Source organism: Colwellia sp. BRX10-1, from assembly GCF_014077545.1.
GTDB lineage: Bacteria > Pseudomonadota > Gammaproteobacteria > Enterobacterales > Alteromonadaceae > Colwellia_A.
This window is the reverse complement of record NZ_JACGWC010000022.1, coordinates 1-18,547: the sequence shown is the minus strand read 5'-3', so window position 1 is coordinate 18,547 and position 18,547 is coordinate 1. Positions and strand designations below refer to the sequence as shown.

The 18,547-nt window shown below is 38.5% G+C and carries 13 protein-coding genes; 12 read left to right on the top strand and 1 reads right to left on the bottom strand.

Annotated elements, in window-relative coordinates:
* Positions 1–24: 24 nt before the first annotated feature.
* On the top strand, positions 25–1,434 hold the full coding sequence (locus H4J75_RS15285) for an aldehyde dehydrogenase family protein (RefSeq protein ID WP_182222617.1): 1,410 nt from the start codon (positions 25–27) through the stop codon (positions 1,432–1,434).
* A 142-nt stretch (positions 1,435–1,576) separates the two neighbouring features.
* Here H4J75_RS15285 and H4J75_RS15280 read toward each other — a convergent pair whose 3' ends face one another.
* Positions 1,577–2,350 carry a hypothetical protein gene (locus tag H4J75_RS15280; RefSeq protein WP_182222616.1) on the bottom strand — a complete coding sequence of 258 codons (774 nt, stop codon included), beginning with the start codon at positions 2,348–2,350 and terminating at the stop codon, positions 1,577–1,579.
* 407 nt (positions 2,351–2,757) lie between these two features.
* Here H4J75_RS15280 and H4J75_RS20435 point away from each other — a divergent pair, with 407 nt between their 5' ends.
* From H4J75_RS20435 to H4J75_RS19985, 11 genes are all read left to right on the top strand, one after another.
* Positions 2,758–4,758: a prolyl oligopeptidase family serine peptidase gene (locus tag H4J75_RS20435; protein ID WP_182222615.1), complete on the top strand. Its 2,001-nt coding sequence runs from the start codon at positions 2,758–2,760 to the stop codon at positions 4,756–4,758.
* A 104-nt stretch (positions 4,759–4,862) separates the two neighbouring features.
* Positions 4,863–5,756: a DMT family transporter gene (locus H4J75_RS15270; RefSeq protein ID WP_182222614.1), complete on the top strand. Its 894-nt coding sequence runs from the start codon at positions 4,863–4,865 to the stop codon at positions 5,754–5,756.
* A 639-nt stretch (positions 5,757–6,395) separates the two neighbouring features.
* Positions 6,396–6,890, top strand: coding sequence for a (2Fe-2S)-binding protein (locus H4J75_RS15265; RefSeq protein WP_070376774.1), 495 nt, complete (start codon positions 6,396–6,398; stop codon positions 6,888–6,890).
* 6 nt (positions 6,891–6,896) lie between these two features.
* A complete protein-coding gene (locus tag H4J75_RS15260) occupies positions 6,897–9,182 on the top strand; it encodes a xanthine dehydrogenase family protein molybdopterin-binding subunit (RefSeq protein ID WP_182222613.1) in 2,286 nt (761 codons plus the stop codon).
* Between the two features lie 232 nt (positions 9,183–9,414).
* Complete coding sequence (locus tag H4J75_RS15255; RefSeq protein WP_070376776.1) at positions 9,415–9,795, top strand: VOC family protein; 381 nt, start codon at positions 9,415–9,417, stop codon at positions 9,793–9,795.
* Positions 9,796–9,933: 138 nt separating this feature from the next.
* Positions 9,934–10,344, top strand: a complete 411-nt coding sequence (locus H4J75_RS15250; protein ID WP_182222644.1) for a PaaI family thioesterase — start codon at positions 9,934–9,936, stop codon at positions 10,342–10,344.
* A gap of 113 nt (positions 10,345–10,457) precedes the next feature.
* The gene (locus H4J75_RS15245) at positions 10,458–10,727 is read left to right on the top strand and encodes a hypothetical protein (RefSeq protein WP_182222612.1); all 270 of its coding nucleotides are present in this window, start codon (positions 10,458–10,460) and stop codon (positions 10,725–10,727) included.
* A gap of 429 nt (positions 10,728–11,156) precedes the next feature.
* Positions 11,157–12,605 carry an NAD(P)/FAD-dependent oxidoreductase gene (locus tag H4J75_RS15240; protein ID WP_220465333.1) on the top strand — a complete coding sequence of 483 codons (1,449 nt, stop codon included), beginning with the start codon at positions 11,157–11,159 and terminating at the stop codon, positions 12,603–12,605.
* A gap of 54 nt (positions 12,606–12,659) precedes the next feature.
* Positions 12,660–12,974 carry a DUF4144 family protein gene (locus tag H4J75_RS15235; RefSeq protein WP_182215936.1) on the top strand — a complete coding sequence of 105 codons (315 nt, stop codon included), beginning with the start codon at positions 12,660–12,662 and terminating at the stop codon, positions 12,972–12,974.
* A 579-nt stretch (positions 12,975–13,553) separates the two neighbouring features.
* Positions 13,554–18,248, top strand: coding sequence for an RHS repeat domain-containing protein (locus H4J75_RS20260; RefSeq protein ID WP_182222611.1), 4,695 nt, complete (start codon positions 13,554–13,556; stop codon positions 18,246–18,248).
* Between the two features lie 12 nt (positions 18,249–18,260).
* On the top strand, positions 18,261–18,547 hold a 287-nt coding region (locus H4J75_RS19985; RefSeq protein WP_220465332.1), incomplete at its 3' end, for a hypothetical protein.

The following is an 18,547-nucleotide window of genomic DNA, read 5'->3' as shown; positions in this document are numbered from 1 at the left end:
TTTTAACTTAATAAAGAGCAGATTATGGCCGACTTAGACAAAAATAGTACCGCTGAAACACTCGATGTGGTTAACCCTTATGACCAAACTTATGTAGGTTCAGTTCCAACGGTAACGTGGGATAAAATTGATGAATATTTAGAGACTGCCCAGCAACTCTTCAAAGATCGTAAGCAATGGCTACCTGCCTTTAAGCGGATAAGTATTCTTAAAAAAGCGGCGGTGTTAATCTCACAACGAGCTGATGAATTAGCGTTACTCATCGCAAGTGAAGGCGGAAAGCCGCTGGTCGATGCTCGTGTAGAAGTTACTCGAGCTATCGATGGTGTAGAGCTTTGCGCAAAAGAAATATCGGCATTAACAGGTAAGCAAATACCGATGGATTTAACTGAAGCTGGAGCGGGGCGAATTGCTTTTACCAGTAAAGAGCCTATTGGAGTTGTGGTTGCTGTTTCAGCCTTTAATCACCCATTAAATTTAATTGTTCATCAAGTAGCTCCTGCGATAGCTGCAGGTTGTCCGGTGTTAGTTAAACCGGCTCGAGATACACCATTATCTTGTCAGGTGTTCGTTGATATTATGCATGAAGCGGGATTACCACCTCAGTGGTGTCGCTTTATTACGTGCGAGACATCCACGTCTGAAAGAATGATCACTGACCCTCGCGTCGCCTTTTTTAGTTTTATTGGATCAGCCAAAATTGGTTGGATGTTACGTTCTAAATTAGCGCCAGGAACACGCTGTGCATTAGAGCATGGTGGCGTTGCCCCGGTTATTATCGAAGAAAGTGCCGATATTGCAGCAATGATCCCGAGTTTGCTTAAAGGTGGTTTTTATCATTCGGGGCAAGTATGTGTTTCTGTACAACGTATTTTTGCGCCTCGAAATAAAGCTCAAGCCATTGCAAAAATGCTAGCTGATGGCGCTGAAAAGCTCGTTGTCGGTAACGCTATTGATGAAACAACCGAATGTGGGCCATTAATTCGTCCCAAAGAAGTCGATCGTGTTGAAGAGTGGGTTAATGAAGCCGTGGCTGGTGGCGCAACACTTGTTACCGGCGGTAAACGCTTGGGTGATACTACTTATGCGCCAACAGTACTGCTTGAACCGCCAGTCGATGCAAAAGTTTCAAACATGGAAGTTTTTGGTCCAGTCATTTGTGTTTATGGCTATGATGACATTGACCAGGCTATTGCTCAGGCTAATTCGTTAGACTATGCTTTTCAGGCATCGGTGTTTACCAAAAATCTTGATGTTGCGATGAAGGCGATACAGGAATTAGACGCTACAGCTGTAATGGTCAACGACCATACTGCCTTTAGGGTTGATTGGATGCCTTTCGCTGGACGCAAAAGTTCAGGATATAATACTGGAGGCATCGCTTACACTATGCATGATATGTCTCAGGATAAGATGGCCGTTATTAAGCTCTAATACAGTAAGCGCTAATACAGTAAGCTTTAATATAGTGAAATAAATAGTCTTTATAAAATAAAAAGCGTCTTTAGTTGTTACCAAAGACGCTTTTTTATTCGCTCTATACGCACTTTCATTCGGCGCCTAGTCACCAGGTACCTTACATCGATAAATCTTCACGTAATATGTAAATGTTATAAGAAATTTCATCAAAGTGTGATGACCATCTTTGCAGTACTTTTTTAGCTTTCTTTGGACTATCTAAATGTTTAGCTAGTAATTTACTAAACTTAATATCTGGTGGCGCCATAGCTCCATAAGTCATGTAAGGAATAGCCAGACTCATTTCAAGTGTGCCATTGACTCTGTCATACCATAACCAATTATATGGCCAATTTTCTTTTTTAGCCGCATCACTGATGATTTTCTTATCTTTTTCTAAAGCTTCGCTGTGTCCTAACTTCAGCTGATAGGTATTAACACCGATATATTTATAAGTAACATCTGCTGGCCAATGACTGTTGTTTAGATCATTTTCAGCGCGGTGGTGTTCATAATGAGAAATATATTTGCTGACATTTTTACGCCAGTTTTCAGAGGCTTTCGCTTGAATGTTCCACTGACGGTAATCATCAAGCTCTGACCAAGTATTGCAACAAGACCGAACGATGTAAGCATCCATATTTGCCCCCATATCAGCTTGATAAACAGACCAGCTTCGTGGGTCTTTCATTAATTTTCGATAGGCAATGTGGTCTATAAACGCTTGTTCAAAATTAGCTGTTTGTCCTGGTTTTGGTACAAATAACCACACATTAGCAATGTTTTTTACTGATTTTTCTTCTGCACTTACCGGTACTGACACCCAACCTAACATTAAGAACAAGGTTAATAGTACAAAATAAAATAATATTACTTTTAGATTTTTAGTCATGTTGGCTTCCTTTATATGATTGTTCATCCATGACAACCGCCAACAACTAAATGGAATATGGAAGAGTAATAATAATACAAAGTAATCGTATTATTATTTGAGTTGGTTCATCAAAAGTGTAGGTGAAAAATTAAATAAAAGCCATTTATTGAGGCATGCTCATGCAATAACTTTGTGCTTTAACCGTTTGAGTTACTGTTACTTGGCTTGTCGGTAAAGCCAGAAGATTTTCTGCTATTTATTACCTCACCGTTTTATCCAAGCAAGCGTTAGGGATGCTTAATAAAAACTCATTTTATTATAATAAGTTAGCTATAAAGGCTATGGTAAAACTGTCGAATAAATATTGCCCTTTATTAAAACGCAAGGATATAATAAACAGAAATATAATAATAAAAGGATGTTCTGTGTATCCCCAAACAAAAAAAATACTGACCTTAGTTTTCATGTTTTTCAGTTACTGTTCCATGGCTATCGCGTTGGAAAATAAAAATATAGAAAACAAACTAGCGGTAAAAAACCTCGATATTAATACACTCTTTGAGGAAGACGATTACCGTGATGTTAGTTTATCTCCTGATGGTAAACACCTTGCTTTGATCCAAGATCAAAAAGGGACGCCTGTTCTTATCATCGTTGCTGTTGATACGATGAAAGCGATTAATCAAATTTCCTTTGCCAATAAAGACAGTGTCGGTCAATACCGATGGGCAAATAATGAAAGATTACTGGTTTTTCTTGCCAGTAAAAAAAGAAATCAAGAGAGGAAGGGCTACTATGGTGAAATTTATAGCATTAATATAGATGAAGATGAAGGTGACTTTATTTTTGGTGTCCGTTCACTTGTTCGTCGAGGAAAAATAAAAAAAGGCACTAAAGACCACGATTACGAAAAACATTTGGCGCATCCTGAAATAATCAGCATGTTAAAGGATGACCCCGAACATATCATTATTTCAACGTCACAATATAATGATAAAGGTATGTGGGTTTTTAAGTTAAATATATATGAGGGTCAAATAGAAACGTTAGCAAAAATTGAAGATAGCAAGGCAAACCATCAAACGACTCAGCTAGATTACTTCGATGAAAGCCAAGAGTTATGGCTTAGCAGCAACACGGAAGATGATGATATTACTATCGCGCGTTATGATTTTGATGATGAGTCTTGGTTGTACTATAAACCTAAAAATGCAAGCGCTAGCTTATCTATTATCAGTACTTATAAAGATCAAAAGCAACTAGTGGTAAGTGATTATTGTGGTAACGATACTATTTCTATTTGTTTATTTAATCCAAAAACTGAGCAATTATCGACGTTATATACCGTGGATGGTTATGATACCAACTGGCTTTACTTAGATAATCAAGGTAGACCTTTTGCCGTCTCTTACTTTGACGAGTACCCGCAATATAAAATTTTAGATAAAAAGCATCCTATGGCTGAAAAACTTTCGGACTTCTTAGGACAATTTGCCGGTTATCACATTAACGTTAGCTGGGATAAGACATTTGAGACCAAAGCCTTAATCTCTCTTTCGAGCGACATTCAACCGACCTTATGGTATTTATTTGACCGTGAAACCAATAAGTTGAGTTACGTTGCACATAGCAAGAAGGGTATTGATACTAAGAAATTACATCCGCAATACTCGTTTAAATTTAACGCAAGAGATAACACCCCCATTCAAGGATATATAACCTTACCAACAAAAACGACTACTGCCGCAGTACCTGCTGTTGTTTTAGTTCACGGTGGCCCACATGCTCGAGATTATTGGGGATTTAATCCAGAAGTTCAATTATTAGCTTCGAGAGGCTATGCAGTGGTTCAGGTTAACTATCGTGGTTCAACAGGTTTAGGTTGGAAATTTGAAGCCGCTGGTTTTGGCCAATGGGGAGATAAAATTCAGTATGACATTTTAGATGGCATCAATTATTTGGTCGACAAAAAATATATAGATAAAAGCCGTCTCTGCATCATGGGCGCAAGTTTTGGCGGTTATAGTGCTATTCAAAGCAGCATTATTGAACCTGATCTGTTTAAGTGTACTATTGCTCGATCAGGGGTTTATGACTTGCCATTATTGGTTGATCACGAAGAGCCTGAGGTAGCGAAAGTATTAATTAAAAGAGTCGGTCTAGAAAACATCCAAAAAGCCCATTCACCGATTCATAAGATTAATTTATTAAAAGCACCCGTTTTATTAGTACATGGCACCAAGGATGACAGAACACCTTTAGAGCAAGCAGAAGTATTACTTAAGCAATTAAAGAAGCATAACAAGTCGTACGAATGGTTTGAAATTGAAAATGAAGGGCATAATTTTTATAAGTCTGACAACCGAATTATATATCATGAAAAAGTGCTTCAATTTCTAAACAAACATAATCCGGTTACTTTATAATGGCTGCTCCCTTGTGCGCAATGGTATAAGGGAGATTTACTGGCTAATTGCAGCCAAGATATTACCTAAGTCAGTAATCTAGTGTTTTTTAAGTGGGATTTTTTTTGAACATCAATTTTATAAAAATTATTGCGAGTACTATTTTTGCCCTTTTAGCGTTTGCGGCAAACTCTGTGCTATGTAGGTTAGCATTAGGTGATAATGCCATTGACGCAAGCAGTTTTACTATTATACGGCTTCTTTCGGGCATTATTATATTAATTCTTGTGCTGCAACTAACACGTAAATCAAATGAAACAAAACCTAAATCTAAAGGCAGTTGGTTGGCGGCAGGTATGCTCTTTATTTATGCTATCGCTTTTTCATTTGGCTATATCTCATTAGATACAGGAACAGGCGCACTGATTTTATTTGGCGCAGTACAAATAACGATGATTATGGCGAGTGTAATTTCAGGTAATAAACTTCATTTTACTGAATGGGTAGGACTCATTATTGCATTTTCTGGTTTTGTTTATTTAATCGTGCCTAGCCTAGTAACACCATCATTTAAAGGCTTTATACTTATGGCTGTTTCAGGTATTGCTTGGGGACTTTATACCCTTGCTGGCAGAACATCTAAAAATCCACTTAGTGATACCGCCTATAATTTTATGAGAACATCTCCTTTTATTTTAATACTGATAATTTTTGGACTTAATGATGCTCATATAACACCAATGGGGATATTACTTGCGGTATTGTCTGGTGGTATAGCTTCTGGCATAGGCTATTTTGTTTGGTATATAGCGCTGCGGGGACTCTCTGTTACACAAGCCGCTGTTGTGCAGTTGTTTGTACCTGTTATTGCTGCTGCAGGCGGAATAGTGTTTGCCAATGAACTGATTACATTACGTTTGGTTGAGTCATCCGCTTTAGTGCTTGGTGGTATTTTAACGGTGATCTTAGGTCGATACTATTTTGTTCAGTTAGCAGCAAAGAAGCCACCCATCACTTAATGCATGTTTTTAATCAGCACTCAGCTGACCATTATTGAAAAGTTAGCGTCTTAGCTTAACATTAATGCACATCGCCATTGATAATCGTTTAACCGCCTCATTCATACAACCGATAATCCCAAGGGTTAAGTGGGATTGATCCACATCACTGTGCAGCATCGCACGAAAGCTCAATAGTACCGAAATAGCCCAATAGTACAGTTATAGGGTTCGATCGTATGCGACATTCTTAAACTAAGTGACTACAATAATAGTAATTTTGTACTATTGTACCTTTTTGGTGATAGCGGTCCCGTCGAAAACAGCGCTAATTCTGATGGCGAACGCTTAGCTTAGTTTAATATTTTCCCTTAATGAGGAAAAATAAACCTAAGGTGCTAACCTATGAAGGTAGTAATAAATATTATTGCTCAAACTTTTGATTTTTTAGGCATAAGTTAACTATAAATAAACGCATCATTATATAATTATCAATAAGTTGTTCAAAGTTTATCTTAAGGTAGAAGTTTGCGCTGTTGAAAATAATTCAATCTGTTAATACAGAGATAATCAGAAATAAAAATCAGCTACTTTAATAAGTGGTGTACTTAATAAATAGATGAGTTGATAATTTTTTAGCTCAGTTTTGGAGAGAAAGTTATGATTGCATTCAAGTTAAATGGGAAAAATGTTTCCTCTACTGCAGAGGAAGACACGCCTTTATTATGGGTTATCCGTGATGAATTTGGCTTTAAAGGCACAAAATTTGGCTGTGGTATTGGAATGTGTGGTGCTTGTACTGTACATATCGATGGTGCGGCGATCAGAACCTGCTCTTTTCCATTAATAGCCGCCGCAAATAAAAATATCACCACGATTGAAGGTTTAGACAACAATCATCCATTACAGCAAACCTGGATCGATGAACAAGTACCTCAGTGCGGCTACTGTCAATCTGGACAAATTATGCAGGCCGCAACTTTGCTAGCCAGTAATACTTCGCCAAGTGACCAAGAAATTGTTGATCATATGAGCGGCAATTTATGTCGTTGTATGGCGTATATCCGTATTCAAAGCGCCATTAAAAGTGCTGCAGATGTTATGTCAGCCGATGTACAAACTTTTGATCCACGCTCTTCAACCCAACAATCATAAAGGCGTATGACAATGCAAAATATTAAAGATGCAAAAAACAATGTCAGCTTATCTCGCCGTCGTTTTTTAGTTGGTACGGTCAGTAGTACATTATTAATGGCTTTCGCCCCCCTAGCTAGCGCCGCCAATATCGGGCAAAGCCCACAAGAAACCCTGAAAAATAAATTGTTTTCGCCAACTGTATGGTTTGAAATTAACCCACAGGGCGATGTGAACATTAATATTGCTAAGGCAGAAATGGGGCAACATATTGGTACGGCACTCGCACGTGTTGTGGCGGATGAGTTAGGCGCAGATTGGTCTAAAGTCTCTATTACTCATGTAGACACTGACCCTAAATGGGGTTATATGGTCACGGGCGGTTCTTGGTCAGTATTTCAAACGTTTAAGCCACTTTCTCAGGCTGGGGCAGCCGGTCGTATTGCGCTAATAGAAGCCGCGGCAAAAATATTGAATTGCCCAGCAGAGCAATGTCGTGTTGAAAATGGTGCAGTAATTTATCAAGAACAATCGTTAAGTTTTGGTGAAATTGTCACTCAGGGCACCTTTAATCGTGTCTTTACACCAAAAGAAATTGATGCCTTACCCTTAAAACCAGCCAGTAAAAGAACATTAGTCGGCAAGCCTAGTTTAGCCCTCGATATTCCCGATAAAACCAATGGCTCGGCGGTTTATGGTATTGATGTTGAGTTGGAAGGGATGGTTTATGCTCGACCTATTGTTCCACCAACACGTTATGGCACTAAGGTCACCAATGTTGATGATAGTGCGGCTAAAAAGGTTAAAGGTTATCTTGGCTATCATATTTTGCAAGACCCAAGTGAAAACATTCAGGGCTGGGTGAGTGTCGAGGCCGATACTTATTACGGTGCGATTAAAGCCGGCGATGCGTTAAAAGTAAGCTATCAAGCGGGTAAAACAGCCAAAGTTAGCGAGCAAGATATTATTAAAGAAGGTGAGCGTTTAGTTGCTGATGAAAACGAAGGTGGGTTGTTTATTAATGACGGCGACTTTTCAGCGGCGAGTGCTAAAGCAGATAAATCTATTAATGCTGTTTACCGCACGCATACCGCGTTACATTTTGCTTTAGAGCCAGTTAACGCAACGGTAGAAGAAAAAAATGGTATGTGGCACGTTTATACCGGTAATCAATGGCAGTCGTTAACTTTGCCAGCGATCGCTAAAGCGCTACAAGTTTCAGATGAAAATGTTGTTATGCATCAGCAATACTTAGGCGGTGGCTTTGGTCGTCGTTTATTTGGCGATTATGCGATTCCAGCTGTATTAACGGCTAAAGCTATTGGCAAACCGGTAAAAATGGTCTTTACCCGAGAAGATGACTCTAGATTTGACCAACCAAGATCGCCTTCGGTTGTTTCGTTTCAAGCGTTATTTGATCAAAAAAATAAATTTACCGGCATGCAACACGCACTTGCTGCGGGTTGGCCAACCTTATCAATGGCGCCAGGGTTTATGCCTGAAAGTCTAGATAAAAAAATTCGTGTCGATATGTTTTCCACCAGTGGTGCAGATCATTGGTACAGCATGGAAAACCATCGTGTGCGCGTGGCTAACAATAGCCTAGCACAACAAACTATGTTGCCTGGTTGGTTAAGATCCGTAGGGCAGGGTTGGATTGTTTGGGGATTAGAATCATTTATTGATGAAATAGCGCATCAAAGTAAAATGGATCCTATTGACTTTCGTTTATCCATGCTTGATGGTTTAGGAAAGCAAGCGGGTAAAGCACCAGAAAGTGTTGGTGGTGCTAAGCGGTTAGCTCACGTATTAACTAGGCTAAAAGAAAAGACCGCCAATGTTAAGTTAGGAAAAAACGAAGCGATTGGTGTTGCGATAAGTGCGGGACAAGAACGTACCATGCCGGCTTGGATGGCTTGTGCCGCTCAAGTACATGTCGAACCTAGCTCTGGCAAAATCACGGTTAAGAAATTGACTATGATTGCTGATGCCGGCGTTATTATTCATCCTGATGGCGCTTTAGCTCAAGTACAAGGGTCAATGCTATGGGGAACAAGCTTAGCATTACACGAACAAAGTCCGATAGAAAATGGTCAAGTAAGTAATCTTAACTTAAACACTTACACTCCATTAAGAATGAATGATGTGCCTGAGCTTGATATTGAATTTGTTGAAAGCGAAGAGTTTCCTGTTGGCTTAGGTGAGCCTGGTGTTGTGTCAATAGCGCCCGCTATCGCCAATGCTATTTTTCAGATAACAGGAGTTAGAGTACGAGATTTACCTATTAAGTCAGCGGCGTTAGTAAGTACATAAAATATTATTAGTTTTTTGAATAGCTAATATGGCCAATAAGAAAGATGGTCATAGGTAATAATAACAAAGCCTTTTGTGTCGATAATACGTCACTAAAGGCTTTTTTTATAAGTCAGTAAAAGATAAGGTAGTACTTAATTGTCTTATTAAATTGGCTAGCTAAAAAATAAATATTATAGCCGACAAGTTCATTGGCCTTTAATGGCCTGATTAATATTAATAGGGAGAAAAAATGTTCAGTCATATAATGATCGGCGCAAATGATGTCGCACAATCAAAAGTTTTTTATGATGCCATTCTTGGTGCCATGGGCCACGAGCCTGGTGTAATTGACGCCAAAGGTCGTTGTTTTTATTTTACCAAAAACGGAGTTTTTGCACTAAGTAAGCCGATAGATGGTAAGCCCGCTAGTCATGGTAATGGCTCTACTATTGGTTTCGCAGCTGAGAGTACCGCTATTGCTGATGCATGGCACGCAGCGGGTGTTGCTAATGGTGGTCGTGCGTGTGAAGACCTTCCAGGTGTAAGAGATGGAACGATAGGTAAGATTTATCTCGCTTATTTACGTGATCCCTCAGATAACAAAATTTGTGCGCTTCATCGAATCGTTTAAAGATAATTGTTAATTTTTACTACCATAATAACTTACAAAAGTAAGGGCGAAACAGCTTGAAGCATGTCTGAAGTAGTGGCTTTTAGACATCTTACAGTCAGTATTATTTGCCTTTAATTTAGTGTTTTTTGGAGAACTATCTTGGCGACTAAGCAAGAAGTAACAGACTTTATGAGAACAGAGTTTCCACAGGCCAAGTGCATTGTTGAAGCTGTTGGAGAACAATCAGCAACAATAAGGCATACCGTAGGTTTTGATGAATTAAGGCCAGGTGGAACTGTATCTGGCCCCGTGTTAATGACCGTTGCCGATTGTGCTCTATATGTGGCTATTCTTGGGGAGATAGGCATCGTTTCTCTTGCTGTGACCACCAGCCTAACCATTAACTTTCTGAGAAAACCCTCTTCAAGCAAAGATATTATTGGTAAATGTACCTTACTAAAGATAGGGAAGTCACTCATTGTTGGAGAGGTATCCTTATACTCCGAAGGTGATGTAAATCCTGTTGCACATGTTGTTGGAACTTATTCAATACCTAAAGCAAGATAAATTAAATAAGTCTATAAAGAAGCAGGGATAATTATCGATCGAGCCTCATTTTGTATTACACTATTATCAACAATGACGTGTTACTTGACCTTCTGTTATGTCTTTAGGAACTTATGAAAAAAAATTCTATCCCACAGTTTATCGGTGTCATCATTAGTTTTGTTGCTATTTGGTTAGTTAATGATTTCTTTTTGGTTGATCAATGCTTAGATAATGGTGGTAGCTTCAATTACAGCAAAGGTGAATGTGTATTAGTTAATGGTGAAATACAAGCATCTGATTTAGGGAAGTACTTAATCGCCATCTATTTTTTTATGGGCTTATTAATTGCGTTGTCGGTTTCAATGCTCATTCAAAAAACATGTAAAACTGTGCAAGAATAAACACTATCGACTGCTAATTTAATCGGCTATTAATTACTCTACCATTGGCGTTGGTACTATACATGCTCAGCTGAACGCTAAAATAAAAGTAACATATTATTCGATTACAAGTCGCTACGTTAAGTGGCGTATTTATCGAATATCGAATCCATATATTCACTGTTTTTTCGCTATAGCGTTAATGTTTTCATCAAATGAATGTCTTCTTGATAAAAAGCAGTCTAAAATCCTAGCCCATCAGTTTTTCTTGCAAAATTATGGCTAAATAATTACTGCTATTATTAATTGCAACGATATAGTAAGCCATTAAATTGTTATAGCCTTAGTGAAATGTACCGTTTTGCATTTAACCCTAACATGAGTTGTTAACACGAATTTTTCCGCAAAAGTGAAGTTAAAATCAGGTCAAATAAACAGGAACTTATAAAGTTGAACAACGAAGAAATTAATTGGACCATTTGTCAGCAGTGCCAAGGGCTTGGTCAAAAAAATAAAAGACCACGCAAAAAAATGCGACTTCAGTATCAGCGTCAGTTGGATGAATTTGAACAAAAACAAAGCGAAGGTACACCTCCAATTCGTCCTAAGGGACATTTATTTGATTGTTTAAATTGCAATGGAACTGGCCTTGTTCAGGCGAAAGATATTACCACCGCAGATAAAGAAAACTACCCACATATTGCTATTATCGGCGGCGGTATCGGCGGTGTTGCGCTAGCAGTTGCTTGTTTACACCGCGGTATTCCTTTTACACTTTATGAAAGAGACAGTGGCTTTGATACTCGCTCTCAGGGTTACGGACTGACATTACAACAAGCCAGTAGAGCGATAGCAGGGCTTGGCATTTCTGTGTTAACCCAAGGCGTTATTTCAACTAGGCATGTTGTTCATACCACCACGGGTAAAGTTATTGGTGAATGGGGGATCAGAAAGTGGCACCCCTCTGCGGTGAAATCGTCGGTTAAACGCACCAATGTTCATATCGCTCGCCAATCTTTGCGTTTAGCTTTACTTAAGCAACTCGTCGGTGACAACCAAGTAAAATGGTGTCACCAATTAGTAGGTTATAAGGAGTCGCTGGGGGGAGGTGTTGATTTGAGTTTTCAGGTCGAAGGTGAATTGAAAAGCGTCAAGGCCGATCTTGTTGTTGGCGCTGATGGTATTCGCAGTTCAGTGCGAAAATTACTGGTAACTGATGATAAAACACCTCTACGTTACTTAGACTGTATTGTTATTTTGGGTATTTGTCCTTTGGCGGCACTCGAAGGACTTAAAAGTTCACTGCTGGACTCAGCGACTGTTTTTCAAACGGCGAATGGTAATGAACGTATTTATATGATGCCTTATGCGTCTGACTCTGTGATGTGGCAGCTGAGTTTTCCGATGCCTGAAGCGGAAGCTAAGGCATTAAGCGCTAAAGGTCCTCAGGCATTAAAAGACGAAGCGTGTCGAAGAACTCAGTGGCATGACCCTATACCGCAAGTTTTAGCTGCTACCTTGGTGGCTCAAGTTTCTGGTTATCCCGTGTATGACCGGCCATTACTCGAAGCTGAGTTATTGCAGCAAGGGCAACAATCGACGCTCATTGGTGATGCGGCTCACCCGATGAGCCCATTCAAAGGACAGGGAGCAAATCAAGCGCTTCTCGATGCGTTGTCGCTTGCACGAGGCATATCGATAGGATGTCGGCCATTATCTCAATGGCGAGATGCTGGCATAAGGGAAAGTGTACTCAATGAGTTTGAAGAAGAAATGCTAGCGCGCAGTGCCTCTAAAGTGAAAGATTCTGCAGAAGCGGCAAAGTTTCTACATACCGACACTGTGCTTCATGAAGGTGATGAACCCAGGGGCCGTTGCCTTCAAAGAGATGGCTTGTAAGTAAACCTTGACTGAGCAGGCTTGTTTTTTCCGTTATATTTATAGAGAGTTTTTATGATCTGTTGGCCATGTGTTTTAAAGTTAGAAGGCGAAGATGAGCTTACATATTTAGCCTCTGCGCTAGATTTTATTTCAGAATGTCAGGATTTAATTCTTAGCGATGAGGATTATGTTATAGATTCTATGGGTGTTTGCTATTTAATAGAATGTGTATCACAACAACGAGTGCTAGTTAAAACAGGGCGAACAGTCATTATAGCGGAAGTTTTAGATTTGATCCGTGCTCATGAGTTTAGTAAGGCGGAGCTTTGTCTCACTAAAATATATTTCTTAACAGTAGCAGATGCTATTAATTCACTACGCTATTAAATCAAAGTGAACAGCTAATGAGTGGTACAACTCCCTTAAAGCCTATCTATTAGGGTTAATTAGCGATTTTTTTATATAAAACATAATAAATGCCTATTATTACACGCTATTATTTATTTAATAGCATCATCATTTTGTTAATTAACTCATGATATCAAACACATAAAATTATTTTATAAATACGCCTTTTATAAAACTTTATACACATGCATAACTTTATTTCTTTTCTCTCATTAATGTCTACGCATAAATTGCTTTAGCGATATTTAGCAACTATATTTATTTTATGTTTACGTTATATTAACTTTTAATTTACTTTTGTATGGATAATATACAGCTCTTAATATCCATACAAACAAGTAAACAAAAAGTTATGCGAATATTTCATTATTTGAAATTGGAAGACTTAAGCATTTACAGCTTTAAATAAAATGAAATAATCTTTTAACCAGCGTTCGAAAAAGTAGATTAGTTTGGGTGTACCTGGTTAATTTATTGGCTGTCTTTTAACTTTTATTTATAAGTTATTAAAATAAGTAACTGAATATTGTTGTAATTATTAATAGATAAGGGATTTCTATGAGATATTTAACGATAGCATTAATTTTACCTATAATGGCATTTGCTAAACAAATTCCATTCAATGAAGCAATGACTGCGGAAATTACTTCAGCAATTGTTAGCCAAAACTTACCAACAACGCACAAGTCATCAACAAAAATGTCTGCTTTAGCTCCTCCTAGCGGTGGTGATCCCGGAGACGAACCTGGTGGTGGGGATGCTTATGGTATTGCCAATGAAGATATCTTAGCGCGTATGTCTGTAAAAGATTCTGTTACGCCTTATACAACCGACTTACTCGGCGAGCATATTGACCTTAACTCTGGCACGATTGGATTTAGCCATACTGATTTGGTGGCTAAAGGGATTGGCCCCGACATTGTCATAGCTCGAAAGTTCTATCCTGAAGCTGCTGGTTTAACTGCTTATAATTCAGCTTTTTTTGATGATTGGTTACTTGAAATTCCCGCGATTCATACCACACTACTTTTTAATGGTTCTCGGTATTCAGGTTCATGGGGAATAGGCAAAGAATGCTCTGGTTCCTTAAACCCTGGCGGGATTTCTGATCATGGTAACGTGTTTGAATCTCATGAATACTGGAACGGTGACTCTCTTATTTTACCCGGTCGGCAAGAGAAGTTAGTTGAAAAAAACGGTAGAAAAACAAAATCTAATTGGAAGTTCGATTGTTTTACTCGTTCAGGCGGCAATGGCGAAGGTTTTATCGGTCACTCACCCGATGGGCTTAAGTACACTTTCGACAAAATGAGACTAATATCCTCTAAGGGTATTTATAGAGATTATAAAGTTACTTCTCGGTATCAAGCCTTTATGTTGGCTTCAAAAGTAGAAGATCGTTTCGGTAATTGGATTCAGTATAATTATTCTGGTAACAAGCTAACTTCAATAACGTCCAGTGATGGCAGAACAGTTTTTATGACTTATGGAACGGGATCCCATCTAAATCATATTACTAAAGTTTCTTATAACGGACGTCATTGGACATATTCATATGGGAGTACTGAAGGGCTAGATTCTGTTACCCGACCTGATGGTAAAAGCTGGGTTTTTGATTTAAGCCCATATAGAAATGCTAAACCAACTGTTGGTACCAGGAACGGTGACGAAATGGATGATTGTGCATACACCATAAATTATACACCAAAAAACAGTACTGCAAGTATCACACACCCTGATGGTGTAACTGGCACATTTCAATTTGAAGGAAAAGTTCAAGGAAGAAGTAACACGCTTGTAACCACTACCAGTAATAACGGCCCCTATATACAGCCTCAATGCTACGCAACCATGTCTATTATTGAAAAAGTGTTAGATGGACCGGGAATGTCCAAGATGACATGGAATTATGATTACTCTGAAAACACAGGTTTTGCCGCTAATGAAAATATCCAAAGTAGTATGTTATTAAAGGGTACATTACCGAGCAATATCAATAATAAAGATTATAAATGGACACAAGTAATAGCTCCAGATAACAGTCGAACAAAATATTATCATAACCGTGATTACTCCAGTTACTTAGACGGTAGCTTAGCCGCTGTAGAAGAATTTGATACAAACGGCGCGATGCTGCTCCAAACAAAGAAAACATTTACTCGTCAAAATATTGGTAATGTGGGATTTGAGTTAAGCAGTGGTGTTGCTCATTCAAACCGAGCGTTAATTGCTTCTGAAGTAAAAGAATACTATAGAGTAGGTGGTAAAGATGTTTTTACTCACCTAACCACCTCATATGATATTTATGGTAACCCAACGCAGGCACACCAATACAATGATGCTAATGGCAACAAACATAAATATATTCAAACCACCTATAATAATGATCCAACATACTGGCTAATTGGTCGGCCATATCAAAAAAATGTCTTTAACGGTACTATTTATGAAGAAGTAGCAAAAACGACTTATCACTCTGCTGCGGGGATCTACAAATCACAACCCGCTAACCAATACTCTTTTGGTCGTTGGCATACCAATTACACCTATTTATCAAATGGATTACCTAATAAAATAACAAGAAATGCCAATAATCAGTGGGTAAAATATTCAAATTATTATCGTGGAATTCCTAGAACTATTCAGACGCCTAAGAGCCGCAGTACAGTTTCTCAATATGGTTATCGAATAGTCAATGCCAATGCTCAGGTTACTCGAGTAACGGATTTTGAAGGTAACTGTGAAAACTACAGCTATAACACTTTAGGGCGGTTAACCTTAATAGACCCTTGTGACGAAGAATGGTCAAATACCAATATTTCATATTCACAGTCATCAGGTGGTATTGGCGTTCCAGGAACAGTTTCAGGTATGACGGTTCAAACGGTTAGTCAAGGTGACTACCGTAAACAGACTTTTTATGATGGACTATTGAGGCCATTGGCCGTAAAAGAGTGGGATAACGGCGATAGTAGTAATACAACAAGGTATGTAAGAACAAACTTTAACTACTTAAATAAACCAACTTTTCAAAGTCAGCAGACAAGTTCTGCGTCTACTTATTATGGTGTTAATTACAGCTATGATGGATTAGGGCGTCCAAAGACGGTTAATAACAATGCCATTTCAGGTCAAATATCTTATCGATATTTGGTTAATGACAAAGTAGAAGTTAATGATAATAAAGGCAATGTTACCACAACCACTTATTTGTCTTATGCATCACCTAGTCAATCAATGCCTATTTTAATTAGCTCACCCGCTGGTGTTAGTACAAGTATGGCCTACAATATCTACGGTAATGTTAGCAGCGTTAGCCAAGGCGGAGAGCATGAATACCGCGTTTATGATGATTATCAAAAGCTTTGTAAAGTTGTTAGAGAGGATGTTGGCCCGAGAGCTTATTCATTTGATAGTGTCGGACAGCTAAGCTGGAAAGCTTATGGAACGTCAATTAGCACTAGCACCACCTCGTGCGATAGTTTAGTAAGTAGTTCAAATAAAACGAATTACTTCTATGGGTACAGAGGAAATACTATTTCTGAGACATATGAGGATGATAGAGCAAACAAAAGCTTTTATTATGATAGAAATGGTCAGTTAATTACCCTTAATACGGGCAGTGTTGCTAGTCATTATTCATACAATAGTCTAGGGGGATTGGCCTCTGAAAGCTTATCTATAGACGGGAATACCTTCACCTTAACTTATCAAACGGATAATTTAGGTAATAAAAGTTCAATCACTTATCCCAGCGGGCAAGTGATGAATGTCAAGCATAATGCGTTAAGTCAACAATTGCGAGTGGGTAATTACGCAACAAATGCTAAGTATCATGCATTAGGTGCTATTAAGTCTCATAATTATGGCAATGGGTTTATGTATTCTGCTACGCTAAACAGTGCTGGCTTACTTGCTTCAACCTATGATGCAAGAAGTGGCACTTATGCGATAAAACAAGCCATGACCTACGACTCAAATAATAATTTGACGTTCTGGGATGACCAAAAAAATAATGCCTATGACTTAAAAGCAACCTATGACGGGCTTGATAGGTTAAACCTGATCACCGATAGTTACTCGGGTACAGGAGATGTTAATTACGACACCAAAGGTAATATTACCTACTATAAAATAGGTTCTAAATCGATTGGGTATGCTTATGACAGCTTAAACCGTTTAAATTACACCACAGGAAGTAAATCATATAACTTTCTTTACGACAGTAGAGGGAATGTCACTTCAAATGGTCATGATAGCTTTTCGTATAATGTTGCCGGTCAAATGGACGAAGCAAGTGGCAATACTTATGTTTATGATGGCCATAACCGAAGAGTGAAAACAAACGATGGTTCAGGCTTAAGTTATTCGATGTACAGCTTATCTGGTCAGCTAATGTTTAGAAAAGTTGGTGGTGTTAACAAAGATTACTACCGTTTAGGTGGTAAATTAGTCGCTACAAAAAATTCCAGTGTAGAATTCATTCATACTGATTATTTAGGCAGTCCCTCGGCATTTAGTAACTTAGCGGGAGTGATTATAAAAACTCTACACTATCAACCTTTTGGTGAAACGATTGGAACACAAAGTGATGATGTAGGTTATACCGGACATAAGTTCGATACTGATATTGGCCTAAGTTATATGCAGGCACGATACTATGATCCAGTTATCGGTCGGTTTTATTCGAATGATCCTGTTGGGTTCCGTGATGTACATAGTTTTAACCGCTATGCATATGCTAATAACAATCCTTATAAATATATAGATCCAGACGGTCGTAGCTCTTACAACCCTCAAGGCATGGTTCAAGATGTTAAAGGTCTACGTGTAAGCATACCTAAAAGTGGGATAGTAGATGCAACAACGGTTAAAGTAGGTATGGGGGCGGGCTTACAAGTGAAAGCTCAAAATGTTCCTGGAGTTGGTTCATTTGACGCAGGTGGCTCTGTTGCTGTATCAAGCGTTATGACTACTGATAAAGCAGCTCAAGGTATTGAGTTTAGTGCTGATGCAGGTTTAAATGCTAGTGACTCTACAGGTTCAATGACTGTGAAAGTACAACTTGGAAAGGCTGAGGCACTGGTTCAACCTCAAAATGGTACAATGACCACCAAAATAGAAGGTGCGAAAGCCACAGATTCACTAAATGCTGGTAATACTTCTGTTGGTAATAGCGGGAAGGTGAAAGTTGGTGGGCATATTGGCTTAATAAAGATCGAAGTAGAGGTTGATACTAGTAAGCTTAATTAAAGGGGAATTATTTTGATAATATGGAAAAATTTGATAGTTACTTGGATGTTAGTTTTAGGAGCCATTATTTTGTATTCTATTGCTGTGACTGGCGGAGTAAATGCAAATGATAACTCCAGATATTTTGGTGTTTTCTTTTGGGTGATTACAATACTAGTTAGTATTTATCCGCTAGGTTATTTGATATCTAAAAGACAAGAATACGATACATTCGAAACTATTAAGTTTTTTATTATTGCTTTGCTTTGCCCTTTTATAGGTAGTATTTATTTGTTTTTTAAAATCAATAAGAATAAAAG